14 protein-coding genes are annotated in these 14,928 nt (G+C 53.6%); 8 read left to right on the top strand and 6 right to left on the bottom strand.

Annotated features, from left to right (window positions below):
• Positions 1 to 116: 116 nt before the first annotated feature.
• Complete coding sequence (locus tag AAY72_RS04590) at positions 117 to 956, top strand: ion transporter (protein ID WP_231728896.1); 840 nt, start codon at positions 117 to 119, stop codon at positions 954 to 956.
• Here AAY72_RS04590 and AAY72_RS04585 read toward each other — a convergent pair.
• On the bottom strand, positions 953 to 1,663 hold the full coding sequence (locus AAY72_RS04585) for a VC0807 family protein (RefSeq protein ID WP_057785763.1): 711 nt from the start codon (positions 1,661 to 1,663) through the stop codon (positions 953 to 955). The genes AAY72_RS04590 and AAY72_RS04585 overlap by 4 nt on opposite strands.
• 169 nt (positions 1,664 to 1,832) lie before the next feature.
• Here AAY72_RS04585 and ppc point away from each other — a divergent pair, with 169 nt between their 5' ends.
• The 5 genes from ppc (at position 1,833) to AAY72_RS04560 (ending at position 6,998) form a co-directional block, all read left to right on the top strand.
• On the top strand, positions 1,833 to 4,463 hold the full coding sequence (ppc, locus tag AAY72_RS04580; RefSeq protein WP_057785762.1) for a phosphoenolpyruvate carboxylase: 2,631 nt from the start codon (positions 1,833 to 1,835) through the stop codon (positions 4,461 to 4,463).
• 135 nt (positions 4,464 to 4,598) lie between these two features.
• Complete coding sequence (locus AAY72_RS04575; protein ID WP_057785761.1) at positions 4,599 to 5,561, top strand: DMT family transporter; 963 nt, start codon at positions 4,599 to 4,601, stop codon at positions 5,559 to 5,561.
• A gap of 53 nt (positions 5,562 to 5,614) precedes the next feature.
• Entirely contained in the window at positions 5,615 to 6,229 is a 615-nt protein-coding gene (locus AAY72_RS04570) for a hypothetical protein (protein WP_057785760.1), read from the top strand.
• Between the two features lie 153 nt (positions 6,230 to 6,382).
• A complete protein-coding gene (locus AAY72_RS04565) occupies positions 6,383 to 6,670 on the top strand; it encodes a type II toxin-antitoxin system RelE/ParE family toxin (RefSeq protein WP_057785759.1) in 288 nt (95 codons plus the stop codon).
• Between the two features lie 10 nt (positions 6,671 to 6,680).
• Entirely contained in the window at positions 6,681 to 6,998 is a 318-nt protein-coding gene (locus AAY72_RS04560) for a HigA family addiction module antitoxin (RefSeq protein WP_057785758.1), read from the top strand.
• 141 nt (positions 6,999 to 7,139) lie between these two features.
• On the opposite strand, the gene AAY72_RS04555 is transcribed toward AAY72_RS04560, so the two are convergent.
• The 5 genes from AAY72_RS04555 to ltaE form a co-directional block, all read right to left on the bottom strand.
• Positions 7,140 to 7,535 carry a VOC family protein gene (locus AAY72_RS04555; protein ID WP_008985105.1) on the bottom strand — a complete coding sequence of 132 codons (396 nt, stop codon included), beginning with the start codon at positions 7,533 to 7,535 and terminating at the stop codon, positions 7,140 to 7,142.
• A complete protein-coding gene (locus tag AAY72_RS04550) occupies positions 7,535 to 8,512 on the bottom strand; it encodes a hypothetical protein (protein ID WP_057785757.1) in 978 nt (325 codons plus the stop codon). Before AAY72_RS04550 ends, AAY72_RS04555 begins: the two co-directional genes overlap by 1 nt.
• A gap of 15 nt (positions 8,513 to 8,527) precedes the next feature.
• Positions 8,528 to 10,030, bottom strand: a complete 1,503-nt coding sequence (locus AAY72_RS04545; RefSeq protein WP_057785756.1) for an SEL1-like repeat protein — start codon at positions 10,028 to 10,030, stop codon at positions 8,528 to 8,530.
• A gap of 110 nt (positions 10,031 to 10,140) precedes the next feature.
• Positions 10,141 to 11,460 carry an amidohydrolase gene (locus AAY72_RS04540; RefSeq protein ID WP_057785755.1) on the bottom strand — a complete coding sequence of 440 codons (1,320 nt, stop codon included), beginning with the start codon at positions 11,458 to 11,460 and terminating at the stop codon, positions 10,141 to 10,143.
• Positions 11,461 to 11,492: 32 nt separating this feature from the next.
• Positions 11,493 to 12,575, bottom strand: a complete 1,083-nt coding sequence (gene ltaE, locus AAY72_RS04535; RefSeq protein WP_057785754.1) for a low-specificity L-threonine aldolase — start codon at positions 12,573 to 12,575, stop codon at positions 11,493 to 11,495.
• A 122-nt stretch (positions 12,576 to 12,697) separates the two neighbouring features.
• On the opposite strand from ltaE, the gene AAY72_RS04530 reads away from it, so the two are divergent.
• Positions 12,698 to 13,309 (top strand): flavin reductase family protein, encoded by a 612-nt coding sequence (locus AAY72_RS04530; RefSeq protein ID WP_008985110.1) that lies wholly within the window; start codon positions 12,698 to 12,700, stop codon positions 13,307 to 13,309.
• An 11-nt stretch (positions 13,310 to 13,320) separates the two neighbouring features.
• Positions 13,321 to 14,877 (top strand): serine hydrolase, encoded by a 1,557-nt coding sequence (locus AAY72_RS04525; RefSeq protein ID WP_008985111.1) that lies wholly within the window; start codon positions 13,321 to 13,323, stop codon positions 14,875 to 14,877.
• Positions 14,878 to 14,928 lie beyond the last annotated feature (51 nt).

Here is a 14,928-nt window from a genome sequence, read left to right as displayed (position 1 = left end):
CTTGTGATCAAGAGACAGGCCTAAGTGCCGGGTTTTTTTCTATTGGCCCGGACGTTTCGGTGATTGATCTCTTAGCGCGTTCTTCTACAATAGCGCGCATTCAATTTGGAGGCGCTATGACAGAGATAACCGGCACAGTAGAGCGAAGCTTGCAGCAACAGGTGGCAACCTGGTTACAAAAAAACTGGGTACAGCGCAGCTTATTAAGCCTGATTTTAATTAATGCGGTGATTCTGGGGCTGGAGACGGCACCGGGTGTAATGGCGGTGGCCGGCGCGCCGTTAATGTTATTGGATAAACTGATCCTGGCGGTATTTGTGCTGGAGATTGCACTGCGTATCTTTGCCTATCGCGGCGCCTTTTTTAAAGATGCCTGGAGCCTGTTCGACTTCACCGTGGTTGCGATAGCGCTGGTACCGGCCAGCGGGCCTTTTGCAGTGCTGCGCGCGCTACGGGTACTGCGGGTATTGCGGGTACTGACCTTTGTACCCTCGATGAAAAAAATCGTTGGCGCACTGGTGCAGTCGTTAAACGGTATGTTGTCGATTGCCATGGTACTGGGGCTGGTGTATTACGTGTCGGCCGTAATGGCGACTAAGCTGTTTGGCGAAGCCTTTCCGGAGTGGTTTGGTAATATTGGCCGCACCCTGTATACGCTGTTCCAGATCATGACGCTGGAGAGCTGGTCGATGGGTATTTCACGGCCGGTGATGGAGCAATTCCCGTATGCGTGGGCGTTCTTTGTGCCCTTTATCCTTATCGCCACCTTTACCATGTTAAACCTGTTTATTGCGGTGATCGTGAATGCGGTGCAAAGCATGCATGACGAAGAGCATAAAGAAGAAATTGATGCGAAACAGCAGCTGCAGTATGACTTAGTCAGCCAGATGCAACAGCTGCAGGCCGAGCTGGCAGCACTGCGGGCGCAGCTGCCGCCAAATAACAAGGTTGATTAAGGCTGGTTTAAAAAGCTATCCAGCTCGCGGCCGGTTAGCTTGCTGATGCTGCTGAAAATAAACCAGATGGCAAAAAACAGCACCAGCATACTGGGCAGGACAATCACCGGGTAACTTAGCCAGGTCATTCTGCCCAGCTCTTCATTAAAGGCAGTGGTGCCCGGCGGACTGACCAGGATCACCTTGGCCAGAATATAATTCAGCACCGATGACAGGAAAAACGAAGCGGCGACCAGATAGCCGGCCTGCGTCAGTTTGCGCTCAAATAATACCGTGTTTTTCCGCTCTGCCAGTGCCTGATACAGCTTATCGGTGTCGAGAATCTCGCCGTTCAGGATAAACTTTTGCACCAGCGGGTAGGGCGTATACTGGCTGATTAACACGGCCAGACCAATGGCGCCGGGAATGGCCGCCTCTTTAATCGCAATATAGCTGGCGTCCAGTTGCAACAGCGCGATACCGCCGGTCAGCAGCACACTGATCACCCCCAGCACCGAGAAAAAATTCACTTTGCCGGCCTGTTTTAAATCCCAGAGGCCATACAGCACCGGAAACGCCAGCGCGACCACTAAACCCCATACCGGCCCCAAGTGCTGCTCGCCGGAGAATTTACTTAAGATAATGGCCGGAATGGCCACGTTAATCAGCAGGTTGGGTAGCAGGCCGCCACCTTTTTTCGGTTTGGTTTGACTGGCTGAATCACTCATAGCAGCTCCTGTTTACAAAGTACTGGCGCAGTATAAACGCAAATGCGCCGCGGTGCAGTGCGCGGCGACATGCTGTAAAAACTGTTGCTCAATTGGTAAGCAATCAGTGTTGAGTACCAAAGCAGAACGCGCTAGGGTGTATTTTATCAATAAGCAGTGGAGCACGGTTATGGATCAATATGCGGCTCTCAGAGCCAATGTCGGGTTACTGGGTACCGAGCTGGGTGAAACGCTGCGTCAGCATCTGGGTGATGCGGTGTTACAACGGGTGGAGCAAATCCGTCAGCTGTCTAAGGCAGCGCGGCAGGGCGATAATCAGCAGGCGGAACAGCTACGGCAGGTGCTGACGGCACTGTCGGATGATGAGTTACTGCCGGTGGCCCGCGCCTTTGCGCAGTTTCTGAATCTGGCCAATCTGGCCGAACAGCAATTTAGTATTAGCGCCGCCGGGCGCAGCAGTATTGAAAAACCGGAACCGCTCACCGAACTGTTTCAGCGCTTACAACAGCAGGCCATTGCGAAAGGCGATATCCGCCAGGCGCTGCATGATTTGTCGATTGAGCTGGTGTTAACCGCACACCCAACCGAGGTCGCGCGCCGCACCCTGATCCACAAGCTTACCGAAATTGCCGGCTGTCTGGCTGCACTGGAACAGCCGCAAACGCCGTGGCAGCGCCAGCAAACCGAGCTCAGACTCACCGAGTTGATTAGCCAGGCCTGGCATACTAATGAAATCCGCGAACAGCGGCCAACGCCGGTAGATGAAGCAAAATCCGGTTTTGCTGTGATTGAAAGCTCACTCTGGCAGGCGGTGCCGGATTTTCTGCGCGAACTGGATACCGATTTACAACGCGCACTGGGCGAGGGTTTACCGCTGGACGCCGCCCCGGTGCGTTTTTCGTCCTGGATGGGCGGCGACCGCGACGGAAATCCCTTCGTTACTGCCAAGGTAACCCGTCAGGTGTTGTTACTAAGTCGCTGGAAAGCGGCCGATCTCTTTATTCAGGATTTAGATCTGCTGTCGACCGAGCTGTCGATGAATCAGGCCTCGGCAGAGCTGCAAGCCGCCAGTGAACAGGCATCTGAGCCATATCGCGCCGTGTTAAATAAGTTACGCCAGCAACTGGTTTATACCCGCGACTGGTTAACCGAAGCATTAAAACATGACCGGCTGCAGCGCCCGGCCGATCTGATTTGGCATAATCAGCAGCTGCTAGAACCCTTGCTGCTGTGCTATCAGTCACTACAGCAAAGCGGCATGACCCGCATTGCCCAGGGCCGGCTCACTGACACTTTGCGCCGCGGCTATGCTTTTGGTTTAACGCTGCTAAAATTGGATATCCGCCAGGATGCCGGCCGCCATGCTCAGGTCTTCTCAGAGTTAACCCGTTATCTGGGGCTGGGCGATTACGCCGCCTGGAGCGAGGCCGATCGTCAGGCCTTTTTACTGCGCGAACTGCCGAATAAAAGACCACTGTTCCCGAAGCAATGGCAGCCATCGGCTGAAGTACAGGAAGTACTGGATACCTGCGATATCGTAGCGCGCCATGGCAGTGAAGCCTTAAGCACCTATGTGATTTCGATGGCCGGTAAGCCGTCAGATGTGCTGGCGGTGCAACTATTGTTAAAAGAAGCCGGTATCAGCTTCCCAATGCCGGTAGCGCCTTTGTTTGAAACCCTGAGTGATTTGCAAAATGCACCGGACTGTATGCAGCAGCTGCTTAGCATCGACTGGTACCGTGGCTATATTAATGGCCGCCAGGAAGTGATGATTGGTTACTCTGACTCAGCCAAAGATGCCGGCGTGCTGGCCGCGGCCTGGGCACAATATAGCGCACAGGAAGCCTTGGTGCAGCTGAGTCGTGACTATGGCGTTAAGCTCACCTTATTCCATGGCCGCGGCGGTACCATTGGCCGTGGCGGTGGCCCGGCGCATGCGGCGATCTTATCGCAGCCGCCGGGTTCGTTAGTCGGCGGTTTGCGGGTGACCGAGCAGGGCGAGATGATCCGCTTTAAATTCGGCTTACCGCAATTAGCGGTGCGCAGCCTGGCGCTGTATGCCAGTGCGGTACTGGAAGGGCTGTTATTGCCGCCGCCGGTACCCAAAGCCAGCTGGCGCCAGCTGATGAGCACACTGGCCAGCGATTCCTGCGACGCTTATCGTGCGGTGGTGCGGCATAATCCGGAATTTGTGCCTTATTTCCGTGCCGCCACGCCGGAGCAGGAACTGGGTAAATTGCCACTGGGTAGCCGGCCGGCGAAGCGTAACCCGACCGGTGGCGTCGAAAGTTTAAGGGCTATCCCCTGGATCTTCGCCTGGTCGCAAAACCGTTTAATGCTGCCCGCCTGGCTCGGTGCCGGCAGTGCGCTGGCTAAAGCCGTCGATGCTGGTCACAGCGCGCTGTTGGATGAAATGCAGCAGCAGTGGCCGTTTTTTGCTACCCGGCTGTCGATGCTGGAAATGGTATTCTTAAAAGCGGATGCCGAGATCGCAGCCTACTATGACAAGGTGCTGGTGCCGGCCGCCCTGCAACCGTTGGGGGAACAACTGCGGCAGCAACTGGCAGCCGATCGCCAGCTATTACTGCAGTTAATTCACAGTGATACGCTGATGGCAAAAGAAGGCTGGATCCGCGAGTCGATTATGCTGCGCAATACCTATGTCGATCCGCTGCATATCCTGCAGGTGGAGCTGTTAAAGCGCGCCCGCCAGGCACCGGATGATTTAACCGCACAAAGCAACCGCGCGCTGATGGTCACCATTGCCGGTATTGCTGCCGGTATGCGGAACTCGGGTTAGCGGGCTAAGCAGAGTCAGCAAATAAGGCCTGCACACCAGGCCCTAGCGAGCAACTTGTAAACCACAGCTCGTAAAAAATCGTGAAAACCGGCATACTTTTACCGAGTAGGCCGGTTTTGTTATTTGAGGTAAGCCATGGGGTTTTATATGCTGCTGGCGCTGGTGTCGGCAGTAGCGATGGCCAGTAGCGGGGTGATTGCCAGACTAAGTGGCCTGGCCGCCGCTGAGCTGACATTTTATCGTTTGGCGGTGGGCGCACTCTGCTTATTGCTGTTATTACTGGTCAGCGGCCGGCTGGCACTGCTAAAGACCAAACCCGACTGGCGCATTGCGCTAAACGGCGTGCTATTGGCCAGCTTTATGCTGTGCTTTCTTAGTGCCATTCAGTATATCAGCCTGGCCAATGCGATAATGCTGGTGTATCTGGCACCGCCGCTATCAGCCGTCGTCGCGCACTGGCTGCTGCAGGAAAAGCTGGATTTACCCGATACCGGCCTGATTGCCTTATCTTTTTTAGGTTTTGCCATGCTACAGCAGTTCCAGTTTCAACTGGTGCTGGATGCCGCACAGTTGCCCGGCTTACTGTTTGGCCTGTTATCACTGCTGGCCTACAGCGGCTTTTTGCTGTTAAACCGCCGGCCGCAGCCTGGCCACTCGCAGTTACAACGCACCTTTTATCAGCTGCTGATCGGCGCCTGTTGCGTATTGCCATTTTTAGGCGGTATGGCGCCGCCAACCAGCGACAGCCTGCTCTGGATTGCATTGGCCGGTATCTTCCCCGGCTTTTTGGCGATCTACTGCGCCATTGTCGCCTTGCAGCATTTACCGACCCGGGTGTACGCTACCCTGGCTTATCTGGAGCCGGTAACCGTTATTCTGGCCGGTTGGTTGCTGTTTGCCGAGCAGTTAAGTCTGTTGCAGGGCGCCGGTGTACTACTGATTATGCTAACCGGACTGATGCTGGCACTGCGCCATAAACCGGCCCAAGTGGTGGCGCAGGCACTAACAAAAGTCGAGCAGCAATTCGCGCCGCTGGCAGCGAATGCTGAGCCCGCACAAGCTACTGAACTTCGGATTTTTCTGTCGGATAAACGTTAGGTGAGCTCATCGCCGCTGCAGGCATTAATACTCAAAAGATACCAATACTAACCATGATTAAACGATATCTACCAATCAATGTACTACTCCTTTCCATACCGTTCTGGCTCCTTGCCGCCTGGAACTATCCCGGTGGCACCAGCTGGGATGCCAGTACCGATGGTTTTAGTTTTACTGCCAATTATGTCTCGGCATTATTTCAGCCGCTGGCTTTAAATGGCCTGACTAACACCGCCCGCAGCTTCGCCTTTGTTGCCATGTTGCTGTATGCGACTAGCCTTAGCGTAATGTTTTGGCTTATTTCCACTTCGTATCCAAAATCCATCGCCAGCAAGACGGTGCAGATATGTGGGGTGGGTGCTATGGTCTATGCCTTTATTGCGGTGACCACACCGATGCATAATTTGCTAACCATTATCTCGGCCAGCTTTTTAGCGATCGCTATCGTAGGTCTGTTAGTTCTGTTGCAGCGGGCAGCTCAGTATAAACAGGTGTTACTGGGCAGCTTTAACCTGCTGTTGCTGGCCATGCTTTCGGCGACAACTAAAGGTAATGTTTTCGTCGAACTAAGCCCGGCAATCGAGTGGTTACTTTTTCTAAGCGGCGCTGTGTGGGTGGCGCTGGTCTATATTGGGGTAAGCTCTGTTAAGATAAGCATACCGAAGTAATCTTAACGAGACGCGTGATAATAAAAGCTAAGATATTTTTGGCGCTTGCATTATAAACCTCGCTATAGTCCTGCCTGAAAACCAAACTTGCGCACAATGCCATTGTGCAGTATGCTTTAGATATTGATGCACAGTCAGACAGTGCAAGTTTCGATGGCATTAGAATTTAAAGATAAGTGGTTAGAGCAGTTTTATGAAGACGATAAACGACATCGCTTGATTCCGGTCAGTATAGAAAATGCTCTATTTCGAAAATTAGAAATCTTAGATGCAGCCCAGGCCGAGTCTGATTTAAGAGTTCCACCAGGCAACAGGTTTGAGCATCTGGAAGGGAGCCTTAAAGGCTGGTGTTCAATTAGGGTAAATAAGCAATATCGTTTGATTTTCAAGTGGGTTGATGGTGTCGCATTAAACACTTACCTGGACCCGCACAAGTATTGAGGTATCGGCTATGCGTCAGACAAAACGTCGCCCGGTTAATGTTGGAGAAATGTTAAAAATAGAATTTCTTGAACCAATGGGCATTACATCGAAAACGCTCGCTGAAGCAATGGGCGTGCACAGAAACACGGTAAGCAATTTGCTTAATGGCGGTGTATTAACCGCCCCGATAGCCATAAAGTTAGCTGCGGCATTAGGTAACACACCAGAGTTTTGGCTCAATATTCAACATACAGTTGACCTTTGGGATACCAGAAATCGTTATCAGGAAGAAGCGAAGTTTGTAAAACCACTGTTCCCGAATGTTGAACATGGTGCACATCTCTAAGCTGATGCTGTCACCTCGATAAAGTTAACTAACGATTCATTACCTACCATTGCAGATTGCGACTCCGGTACGGCAAGCATACCGGAGTCGGGGTTTGGTTTAGTGTTTGGGCTGTTGCTCTATTGCTCGGCAGTTAAATGACTAGACTTGATATAACTCCAGCGGTAAGCCATCCGGATCCTGAAAAAACGTAAAGCGCTTGCCGGTATATTCGTCTACCCGTACTGGCTCAGTGGTAACACCTTGCTGCTGTAAATAAGCCAGCCAGGCATCCAGATCGGTTACGGCAAAAGCCAAATGGCGTAGCCCCTGTGCTTCCGGGCGGCTGGGGCGGGGTGGCGCGCCGACAAAGCTAAATAACTCCAGCTGACTGCCATCTGGCAGCTGTAAATCCAGTTTCCAGGACTGGCGTGCTGCGCGATAGTGCTCGGCCAGGATCGGCAGGCCGAGGGTTTCGCTATAAAACCGCTTACTGCGTTTATAATCGCTGCAAATCAGCGCCACATGGTGAATGCCTTGCATGGCCGGTGGCCGCATTACAGTACCTTTTTAATTTCAGTTTTCAGGTTATCGTCCTTGGTGCTGGCTTGCAGAGGCCGTAACAGCGCTTCGGCGTCCGGGCGTTGTTCGTTAGCCAGATAGAGCTGAGCTAAGCGAAACTGTGCCCATTCCTGAAATTCGGGTAATTGCCCCTGACTTTCGGTAATAAACTGCTGCAAAGCGTTGATTCCCTGTCCGGTGGCGGTTTTCGCCAGCACCGCGGCGCGGCCCAACTGATATAGCGCCAGCAATCTGCTGCGTTGTGCGTCACGATCGGTGACCTGCTGCTCGCTGGCCAGCTGGAACTGCCGGATTGCCGCCTGATAGTCGCGTTTTGCTGCCTGCTCTACGCCGATTAAAAAGTAGGCTTCAGGTCTTTGCTGTAATAGTTCAGACTGCGCCAGCATGGCTTCGGCCTGCGCTAAATCTTCACGCAGTAGCAATTCCAGCTGCAGCAGTTGGCCTTTTAGCGGGTTGATTGTTGTTAGTTGCTCTGCCAGCGTCTTGGCTTTGGCTTTATCGCCGCCGGCAATACCCGGCGCCTGGGCGTAATACTGCGCCAGCGCCTGCAAATATTTTGGCTCAGCCGGCGCCAGGCTATGTGCCGTTTCATAGGCTTTTACACAGCGTTTGGCATGCGCCAACGCGCTCAACATAATGGCTTTTTGGGCATGGTTACAACTGGCATTGCCGTATAAGAACTGATATTCCGCATTAGTCATATCCAGTTTGATGGCTTTTTCCAACCAGTCGGCAGCCGCTTCGGTTTCCCCCAGAGCCAGCTCTGTACGCCCCAAAGCGGCCAGTAAAAACGCATCTTTGGTCTTTTTGTTTACCTGGGGTGCCAGCAGGGTTTTTGCTTCAGCATAGGCGCCTTGCTGCCATAAGGTCTCCAGTTGTTGTTGTAGTGGCAGCTGTGCCTGAGCCGGCAGACTGCAGGCAAATAATAGGGCGAGTTTAAGGTGTCGTGGCATAGTAACAATCCTTGGTTACAGGTCGTATTCAGTTAACCATTCACGAAAGCGCCTGGCATGCGGATAACCGGCTTGCTCTGCCCGTTGTAACATCGCTAACGCCTCGGTTTTGCGTTCTTCATTGTACAAACGGACGGCGTACCACGCCATAATGAGTGGGTCTTTACCCTGCTCGGCGATATAGTGTTCCCAGGTATTCAGGCGCAGTGCCAGTTCACGTTGGGCCGGTTCAAAACCACTTTCTGCAGCCCGCTTTAACCAGAAGTTGGCGCTTAAGCCAAGCGGGACAGTAATTTGCCATTCAATAACGGCATTTTTTGATTTCAAGCCAAGATTTTGCGAATAAACCCGATAGCGGCCGGCGGGTGCGTCTTCGCCAAGCTCTTTTTTAACTAATGCCAAAGTTGCGGTATCCAGAGTTTCTGACACTAATTCACCTTGCTCAATTTTGGTAAAGCTGGCATTGATGGGGTTAGCGAAGTAGGTCCAGACGTCGTAGCGTTGATTATACAGCTCAAATCTGGGAAGTTCCTGACTAGGTAAGATTGGTTCAAAATTCAGGCGGCTTTTACTGACCTGAATTTCGGCTAAATCTAACAGCAGTGCCAATTGATATTGGGCTTCGGCTTCGCCGGTGGTCGCCCGCTGCCATAATTTATGCTCAGTGATCAGTTGCGTAAGCATCTTGGTGTGCACAGCATTGCCTTGCGGAATATCCGCCACCAAGCGGGCAATCTGCTTGGTGCCGGCAGGCTCGTAGCGACGGCGTTGCATAAATTTGGTGGTTGAGGGCACAAAATGCCCTGCTGGGTTAGCAGAGACGGCTTCGGTAAACAGCACCTCTCCACGCTCATTGACCAGAGACAGCACGGTAGCGCTACCAAAAAATGCCTTACTCCGTTCCCGGCGGTTGAAAACCAGACCATTTTTGGGATCGGGTATCAACACTGGCTGAGCTCTGGGCCGGTATTCCCAGGGCCGAATCTTCATGCCAGCAATAAACTGGTCAGTAAGTTCAGTGGCGGCCTGAATTTGCTCCGGTGTCAGTTGTTTGAGCAGAGCCAACTGCGCCGGTTGCGGTTTACCGTCCTGGATTTTGGCGGCTAACTGATAGTAGGCGAGCGCAGTAATCGGGTCTGCCGGCTGGCCCAGACCCTGTTCGGCCATCACAGCCAGCAACACAGCCGCCCACTCATTGCCGAATGTTAATAGTTGTTGTAGCTGACTAAGCGCTGCCGGAAAGTCGCCGCGTTCAAGCAGTGGATTAACATGCCACCAGTTAACGCCGGTGTCGGTACCTGTGACTTCGGGTAAGCCATCAACCAGAAAGGCATAGTAAGTAGTGCTAACCGCGTTATCAGCGGCATCCTTCAAACGCGTCATGTCACGGAACTGAAAGCCGGTTGGCATGCCGGTGCCTAAAGGTTGACCGCTTGGCATTTGCTCAGACATCGGCCGTTGTTGTGCTAATACTGCACCGCAGCTAAAGACTATAAAGACAAAAATAGCGAAACGCATATCACTCCCGGTGAGTTGTTATTATTGTTATCGCCATGCCACTCCTGGCTGGCTGTTCACCAGTCTACAATTAGCTTGCGGGGTACGCCAGCACCCAGTTAATAAACATTTCAGTACCGGTTTTTAGCGCTTTCTCGTCGGCATAAAAATGCGGTGAATGGTTGGCGGGTGCTAAACATTTCAGTACCGGTTTTTAGCGCTTTCTCGTCGGCATAAAAATGCGGTGAATGGTTGGCGGGTGCTTTAGCCGGATCCTGGCCCTCCGGGGTGATACCCAAAAATACAAACAGGCCCGGCGTTTCCAGCGCATAGTAGGAGAAATCTTCGGCGCCGGTGACCAACTGACCTTCCTGCACCTTATCCTGACCGGCGACCTGCTGCAGAATAGGCAGCGAGCGGCTGGTTAGCCCCGGATCATTCAATGTTACCGGGTAACCCTCTTCAATTTTCACTTCGGCCGTGGCGCCGGTTGCGGCGGCACTGGCTTCGGCTGCCTGCTTTAACAGGCCAAAAATTTGCTGGCGAATGCCTAAATCAAAGTTACGGATAGTGCCTTCCAGATAGACTTCATCCGGAATAATATTATTGCGCACCCCGCCTTCAACAATACCAAAGCTTAGTACGGCCGGGGCGCGGGTAATATTAATCTGCCGGCTGACAATGGTTTGCACATTATTAATAATCTGCGCCGCCGCGACGATAGGATCAACACCACCCCAGGGCGCTGAGCCATGGGTTTGTTTTCCCTTAACGCGGATTTCAAAGCGATCCGACGAGGCCATTAGCGGCCCTTTACGATACTGCACCACACCGGTATTAGCCGCTGACCAGACATGAATACCAAAGATCGCCTCCGGCTTATGTTTGGCAAACAGGCCCTGCTTTAACATCAGTGCCGCGCCACCTTCTTCACCGGCTGGTGCGCCTTCTTCGGCTGGCTGGAAAATAAACATCACCTTGCCAGTAAGCTGCGCTTTCTGCTGTACCAGGTATTCGGCGGCGCCCATCAACATGGCGACATGTAAATCATGGCCGCAGGCATGCATCACGCCCACTTCTTTACCGCGATATTCGCCTTTTGCGGTCGAGCGAAACGGCAGATCAGTTAGTTCCGTGACTGGCAGCGCATCCATATCGGCGCGTAGTGCCAGCAGCGGACCCGGTTTACCGCTATCCAAAATGGCTACGACACCGGTATGGGCGATGCCGGTTTGTACTTCCAGCCCCAGTTTACGTAAATGATCTTCGACCACCTTAGCAGTGCGGAACTCGCGGTTACTCAGTTCCGGATTCTGGTGCAGATCGCGCCGCCAACTGATCACCTGTTGCTCCAGTTGCGGACTGATGCGCAGCACCTCGGCGGCATGGCTGTTATTCAGGCTTAACATGCTACCGGCAAATAAGGCAGCAGCAATAAAGGTCAGTTTCATGGTCAGGCTCCGCGGCAAGGCTGGCAAAATAGTTAAGCTTCACTATGCGCAAACCTGGCTAATAAATCCAGTGTCTGCTCAATATCGCCGCGGCTGATATCCAAATGACACACCCAGCGCATGCGTTTGAACTGACTGCTGGCATTAGCGTAGTTACTGGCGGTTAGCTGAACCTGATGCTGCGCCAAAAAGTGCTGTAACGCATCGGCCAGCGCCAGCGGCAGTTCAGTAAACAGGATATTGGTTTGTACCGGCAATACCCTGAGCTGGCCGGCAAAGCGGCCTTGCTGGCTTAATGCCTGTAAGCCTTCCGCCAGCAAGCGGGCGTTGGCATGATCCTCGGCCAGCCGCTCGATATTATGCTGCAGTGCATACAGGCCGGCTGCGGTAATCACACCCGTCTGGCGCATGCCGCCGCCCAGCATTTTGCGAATGCGCCGCGCACGTTGAATAAAATCGGCCGAGCCTAATAACAAAGAGCCAACCGGTGCACCCAGGCCTTTGGATAAACAAATCGAGACCGAGTCATAGCCCTGACAAAGTGCCCGGGCCATCGCCTGCGGGCTAAGCTGATGATTGGGCGCCAGTGCGACTGCCGCATTAAATAGCCGGGCACCATCAATATGGCATTGTAAGTTACTCGCTTTGGCTAAGGCGGCGACCTGTTGCATATAACCGAGTGGCAGCACTTTGCCACCAACGGTATTCTCAATCACAATCAGCCGGGTACGGGCAAAATGTGGGTCGTCAGGTTTAATTGCATCCTGAATATCCTGTAGCGCCAGGGTGCCATCTTGCTGCAGTGCCAGCGGTTGCGGTTGAATCGAGCCTAGCACCGCCATACCGCCACCTTCCCATTTATAGGTGTGCCACTGTTGGCCGACAATGGCTTCATCGCCGCGCTGGCAGTGGCTCATCAGCGCAATCAGATTGGTCTGGGTGCCGCTCGGTGCAAATAGCGCTGCGTCAAAGCCCAGCATCTTAGCGGCATAGTCTTGTAGGGCTAGCGTCGTGGGGTCATCATTAAAAACATCATCGCCCAGCGCGGCGTGAAACATCGCTTCTTTCATGGCGTGGCTGGGGCGGGTTACGGTATCACTGCGAAAATCAGGCATCGGCACGGCTCTCAATCGAACAACACTGGCACTTAAGCTAATTTACTGGCAGGCTAAACACAAGCAGGCTGCGGCCATCAGTAGTAGGCTAACGGCAAAGGTGGAGAAGGAGTAAGATAAGCGTGCATTTTTATCAACCGGCACAGGGCCATGGCCTGGCCCATGATCCGCTAAACAGCATTATTGCACCGCGGCCGATTGGCTGGATTTCCAGTATCAGCGCGGCGGGGCAGGTCAATCTGGCACCGTACAGCTTTTTTAATTTGTTTAATTACAGTCCGCCGATTATTGGCTTTGCCAGCACCGGCTGGAAAGATTCGGTACAAAATATCCAGCAGAGCGGCGAGTTTTGCTGGAATCTGGTCAGCCGGCCGCTGGCGGCTGCGATGAATCAAACCAGTGCGACAGTGCCGGCTGAGGTCAACGAATTTGAACTGGCTGGCCTGACGATGGCCGAATCGCGCTTAGTCCGGCCGCCGCAGGTCGCAGAAAGCCTGGTGCGCTTTGAATGTAAACTCAGCCAGTTGTTGCCACTCAAGGCCGCCGATGGTCGCGAGTTGCCCACCTGGCTGGTGTTAGGCGAAGTAATAGGGGTGCATATCGCACCGCAACTGCTGGTTAATGGCGTCTTTGATACGCTGGCGGCCGATCCACTGTTGCGCGGCGGTGGCCCGGGCGAGTACTTTACGCTCAGTGCCAGCCAGAAAATGACCTTGCTCAGACCACAAGTTTAAAGGACAGCAGAATGACAATACGCTATTTGCTTTGTGTACTTGGTTTTGCCGGCAGTGTTGGCGTTTGGGCCAATACCAACCCGCCAGCCGCGCTGCCAGATCTGGCGCAGCTGGTGCCGGCGGCGTTGCAGCAGTTTGATACACCCGGTATGGCCATCGCGGTGGTAAAGGATGGTCAGGTGTTGCATCTGGCGGGCTTCGGTGAGCGCGATCTGGCAACGGGCGCCCTGGTCGATAGTGACACCTATTTTCGGCTGGCGTCGGTCAGTAAGGCCTTTACTGCTGCTTCAGTGGCGATTCTGGTCGATGAGGGCAAGCTGAGCTGGGATGACAAGGTGGTGCAGTATTTACCGCAGTTTCGGCTGCAGGATCCCTGGGTAACGGCTGAATTTACCATTCGTGATCTGTTAAGTCAGCGCAGCGGCCTGGCCGGGGCTGCCGGTGACAGCATGATTTGGCCTGAGCCCAGTGGCTTTAGCCGCGACGAGGTGGTGCATAATCTGCGTTATCTGACGCCGGTCAGCAGCTTCCGGTCGCAATATGCGTACAGCAATGTGCTCTATATTACGGCTGCCGAGCTGGTGGCGAAAGTGGCTGGCGAACCCTGGCAGGATTTTGTCGCTAAACGCATTTTTGCGCCGTTAAATATGCAGTGTTTTGCCGGAGATCAGCCGGCAGATACCTTGCAAAATGCCGCCCAACCCTATCGCTTTAGTGCCGAAGATGGCTTTGTGGCCATTCCGCGTAATGCCATTGACGGCAAGATGCTGATGTCGGCCGCCGCCGGCGGTGTTGTCTGTCGTGCCAGCGACCTGGTGCCCTGGATGCAGTTCTTACTGGCGCAGTATCAGGGTAAGGCTGCTGCGAACGCGCCCTTTAGTCAGACGCAGTTGCTGCAAATGTGGGCGCCGCAAACCCTGATGGCGGTGGGCAGCAATGACCGCGAGCTGGATCAGGTTAATTTTGCCGCCTATGGTCTGGGCTGGCGCATGGCTGATATGCATGGCGTTAAAGTGGTACATCATACCGGCACCTTGTCTGGTTTTCAGGCGCATCTGGTATTGGTGCCGGAGCAGCAACTGGGTTTTGTGGTGCTGAACAATGGTTCGAATAGTGGTGCGCGTCAGGCGGTGGTGCAAAGCCTGTTAAAGCACTATCTGGCGCCTGACCAGCAACAGGACTGGGTGGCGTTTTATGCCGCGCAACAACAGCGGGCGGCGGGTCGGCCGGCCGCGGCACAACCTGTTGGTACCGGCGAGGTACTGCTGGCGCTGCAGGAGTATGCTGGCAACTATAACGATAACTGGTTTGGTGGGATGCTGATTGCTCAGGATGAGCAGGGGTTAAGTCTGCAATCGGCGCGGATGATTAATCTGCAAGGCCGGCTGGAACCTTTTGCCGATCATAGCTTTATCGTGCGCTGGACTGATCCTAATGTTGCCGGGCCGGCGTTAATCCACTTTCAGTTGAATAACCGCCGTCAGGTTACCGGCTTTACGCTGGAACCCTATGCGGCTGAGCCGGGTGAGCGGCATAGCTATCGTGATATGCGCTTTCGGCGGCAGTAAAACCGGCAATAAAAAAGGGCAGCCATCGCTGTAATGCCGATCAGTTAATAG

This window comes from Alishewanella sp. WH16-1, assembly GCF_001441695.1.
Classification (GTDB): Bacteria; Pseudomonadota; Gammaproteobacteria; order Enterobacterales; family Alteromonadaceae; genus Alishewanella; species Alishewanella agri.
The sequence above is the reverse complement of the archived record's forward strand: the minus strand, read 5'-3'. Positions and strand labels throughout refer to the sequence as shown.

Coding starts and splice junctions, on each gene's coding strand:
- AAY72_RS04540 (WP_057785755.1), bottom strand. CDS start 11,460: ATGAAACTGACCTTTATTGCTGCTGCCTTATTTGCCGGTAGCATGTTA.
- AAY72_RS04560 (WP_057785758.1), top strand. CDS start 6,681: ATGCGTCAGACAAAACGTCGCCCGGTTAATGTTGGAGAAATGTTAAAA.
- AAY72_RS04590 (WP_231728896.1), top strand. CDS start 117: ATGACAGAGATAACCGGCACAGTAGAGCGAAGCTTGCAGCAACAGGTG.
- AAY72_RS04550 (WP_057785757.1), bottom strand. CDS start 8,512: ATGCCACGACACCTTAAACTCGCCCTATTATTTGCCTGCAGTCTGCCG.
- AAY72_RS04570 (WP_057785760.1), top strand. CDS start 5,615: ATGATTAAACGATATCTACCAATCAATGTACTACTCCTTTCCATACCG.
- AAY72_RS04575 (WP_057785761.1), top strand. CDS start 4,599: ATGGGGTTTTATATGCTGCTGGCGCTGGTGTCGGCAGTAGCGATGGCC.
- AAY72_RS04525 (WP_008985111.1), top strand. CDS start 13,321: ATGACAATACGCTATTTGCTTTGTGTACTTGGTTTTGCCGGCAGTGTT.
- AAY72_RS04555 (WP_008985105.1), bottom strand. CDS start 7,535: ATGCGGCCACCGGCCATGCAAGGCATTCACCATGTGGCGCTGATTTGC.
- AAY72_RS04545 (WP_057785756.1), bottom strand. CDS start 10,030: ATGCGTTTCGCTATTTTTGTCTTTATAGTCTTTAGCTGCGGTGCAGTA.
- ltaE (WP_057785754.1), bottom strand. CDS start 12,575: ATGCCTGATTTTCGCAGTGATACCGTAACCCGCCCCAGCCACGCCATG.
- ppc (WP_057785762.1), top strand. CDS start 1,833: ATGGATCAATATGCGGCTCTCAGAGCCAATGTCGGGTTACTGGGTACC.
- AAY72_RS04585 (WP_057785763.1), bottom strand. CDS start 1,663: ATGAGTGATTCAGCCAGTCAAACCAAACCGAAAAAAGGTGGCGGCCTG.
- AAY72_RS04565 (WP_057785759.1), top strand. CDS start 6,383: ATGGCATTAGAATTTAAAGATAAGTGGTTAGAGCAGTTTTATGAAGAC.